The sequence below is a fragment of the Pseudochryseolinea flava genome (assembly GCF_003286915.1).
In the GTDB taxonomy this organism is placed as follows: Bacteria; Bacteroidota; Bacteroidia; order Cytophagales; family Cyclobacteriaceae; genus Ohtaekwangia; species Ohtaekwangia flava.
The window spans coordinates 1-3,114 of record NZ_QMFY01000038.1 but is presented as its reverse complement, the minus strand read 5'-3'; the positions used below and the strand labels follow the sequence as shown (position 1 = coordinate 3,114).

The 3,114-nt window shown below is 40.9% G+C and carries 1 protein-coding gene; it reads right to left on the bottom strand.

From position 1 onward, the window contains the following. Positions 1 to 340 precede the first annotated feature (340 nt). Complete coding sequence (locus tag DQQ10_RS27615; RefSeq protein ID WP_112750194.1) at positions 341 to 2,068, bottom strand: leucine-rich repeat domain-containing protein; 1,728 nt, start codon at positions 2,066 to 2,068, stop codon at positions 341 to 343. Positions 2,069 to 3,114: the final 1,046 nt, after the last annotated feature.

Sequence of the window (3,114 nt, the reverse complement as noted above, 5' to 3'; positions counted from 1 at the left end):
ATTGTTCGTCAAATAGACCTTTCGCCTTGTTTTTCATTTCCCTTACTTTGAAAGCAAGTACGCAAATCTTTACCGCTTTTCACTGAGGTTTTTAGAGATGCCCTTAATCGTTAATCGTTAATCGTTATTCGTTATTCGTTATTCGTTAATCGTTAATCGTTATTTCAATGTCGTTGACCTCAGCATCCTCCTTCAGCTATGGATTTGTATTCACCCCTGGCCCCTTAAGGGGAACTCGATTTGCGGGCGGGGCCCTTTAGGGAAGTGAAGGGTGCGCGTTGGCCTATACATTCGTTAATCGTTATTCGTCCCGATAGCTATCGGGATCGTTAATCGCTATTTAAAATTTAATCTCAGCGTTCGGATAAGTGTTTTTGATTTTCTCCTTCTCCGATTCAGACAATTTATTTGAATACAAGTTAATTGTCTTGAGTGCCTTCAGTTGATAAAATTCCTCTGGCAGATAAGGAAGACCATTAAAAGAGAGATCGAGGTAAGTTAACTTCTGAAGTGCTCCTATGCCAGCAAGATCGTTCACATTTATTCCAGGTCGCGACACAACTGAAAATCTTCCATCGGCTTCGCGCACCTTACGATCAATCATTTCCTGTAAGTATCCGAATTCGTCAGGATGTTCCTTCGCCATACTTTGCCACTCCTCGAGCATATCTTCAGTGAAATACTGTTTTTCTTCCGCGTTCCGATCCAACTCGAGGTGCTCCAGGGACGTAAGCTTAAACACCACATCTTTCCAAGTTGTGAACTTTGAACTAATGATTAGCTTCTTCAGCTTTTTAAACTGTGTAAAGTCTGGGAAACTGGCACTTTGCGTACGTGATCCCTTCCATAAAAATTCCTCGAGATTCTCGAGATTAACTAAGCTCGGGTAAAGTTCTTCGATAATGTTTTCGCGAAGGTCAAGCTTCTTCAAGTTCGTTAACCGCGTAACTACTTCCGGAAACTTCGCCACATGGTCCCGGTCGCGATAACAATTGTACATCTTAAGTTCTTCAAGATTCTCTAGCTTCGACATCGCCTCTCCAAATTGAATTGGAACGTAATCGACATTCAACATTTTTAGTTGAACGAGATCGCCAATCGAATCCGGAAGCGTTGCCAATCGGTAGTTCTGACTAACATTTAAGACTCTAAGATTTTTCAGGTTACCGATTCCGTTTGGCAGCTTCTCAATACCACAGTCGCTAAGGTGTAGCTCCTCTAGGCTTTCCATCAAGCCAATCTCATCGGCGATCACCGATATTTTATTCTTATTAAGAACCAATTTGGTGAGCTTCTTCAGCGTAAGAATCTGCATCGGAAACGCCGTGAACTTCTGGTCCGTCAAATCCAAAGTCGTTAACGTATCACCTTCTTCTACAACCTTCTGATCAAGTGCTTGCGCATACAATACTTTCAACGACTTCGCATCATCTTTTAAGGGATTCTTGCCTTCCTTCACCCATTGTATGAATCTATGCTGACTGAAATCGCCGCGGTCATCAAGTACGCCAGGCACCATGACCCTTTCGAAGTCATTGGTTGTATAATCGTAGGTAAAAAAATCATTATGGTTGCTATAGTAATTAATCAATATAGCGCCTTGCGGATTTACATCGGAATGATGATCGCTGTTGAGTAAATAAGGAACGTTCAGTTTCCCCTTGACCGTAATACTGCCATGGTTGTAATTTCCATCATACACATATTTGACGTTAGCATCGCCCGCCACATAAATACTTTCATCGTAATTCTGCAGCACATCGCAGGTAAGGTTACCGATCACCAGCAACGAGGGTATACCATCATTACCTGGTTTGACTGTTCCACGTACATCAAGATTCCCATTTACCATCATGAGGATGGATGAACTTTCGTCGCCACCCAATGCCTTCACTAACGCTAGAATGTATTCGGCATTGAGATCTTGCTCAATACGCACATCACTGTCGAAAAATAAAATGACCTCTTTATCAATGTGGTTGATATTATCGTACAAAGCGAAATCAAACTTGTTCTGGAGAGAAGCCTCATTTAAAAGTTGAGGCGCGGCGCTGGAAAAATAACTCATGCATTTAAAAATTGGCTTGCAAGATAGGACTTAGAAGCGGAAAGCGAAAAGCGGAAAGCACGCTACAAAAGACATTGGTCAATGGCGAAATAATTTGCGTATCACCTAACAGCTACCAAACTTGGAAGAGCAAAACAGTTGCATCTAACTTTTGTATGAGTTGAATATGATTTTGTTCTGATTGGCACTGTAGATGATTACACTTCTCAGTTGCTCGACATAGTCCAGTATGATCACGCCTATGTAATCAAAATTATTTTCTGGATCAAGGGCAAGTGGAGCACGCTGTAAAAGATATTAATCAATCGCGAAATAATTTGGCGTAACTAAATTTGTTGGTGCCGCCACGCACGTGCGATTTCGAACACCAAAGTCGGTACCCGTTTTTCTTATATGGTATCTCAGGAAGAAAGCGGAAGATATTCTTTAAAAACAAAACCAGTTAGTGACGATCGTTCTAATTCTAGCTTTAATTTTTCACACTAGCGTGAGCGGAGCGACGTTGCTTAGGCTAATGATATCATAACCCGGAAAATTTTCTTTCAATACCAGAGCTCGAGGCCTAATGCTTTTTTCAAAATTCGCTTCCCTTTCCAACGCATGAAGTTGTTTAATGGAAGAAACTTTAAATTCATTTAAAATATTAAATGGCGTTAACGTGAATGTTTCAAAAACGCTGCTTGTAAAATCAATGTAGTCAAGAAAACTGTTTACAAAATGAAACCAATAATACGATAGCTGCACCTTTCGGTGCGTAACATTAACAGGGTAAAATTGATGCGGAGGCAAATTAAATCTCTGCAGTATATCTTTAAATTTATCATCTATAGTCAGTCCGTAAAATCCAGACAAACTACTTAGTAGGTTCGTCGGTTTAGCCTTGTGTTTTATTTGAATATCATACTTCGGCACAAAGGTGGCGTAAGCTTCCCCTGAGTAGCTACACTCAAAATTAATAATTGTCGTGATAATTGCCTTGTTGGAATGTTGGATACTCGGTGTCGGCTTGTGCGGCAGGGAGTATTCCACATTTCAACAGGAACGCC

Coding starts and splice junctions, on each gene's coding strand:
- DQQ10_RS27615 (WP_112750194.1), bottom strand. CDS start 2,068: ATGAGTTATTTTTCCAGCGCCGCGCCTCAACTTTTAAATGAGGCTTCT.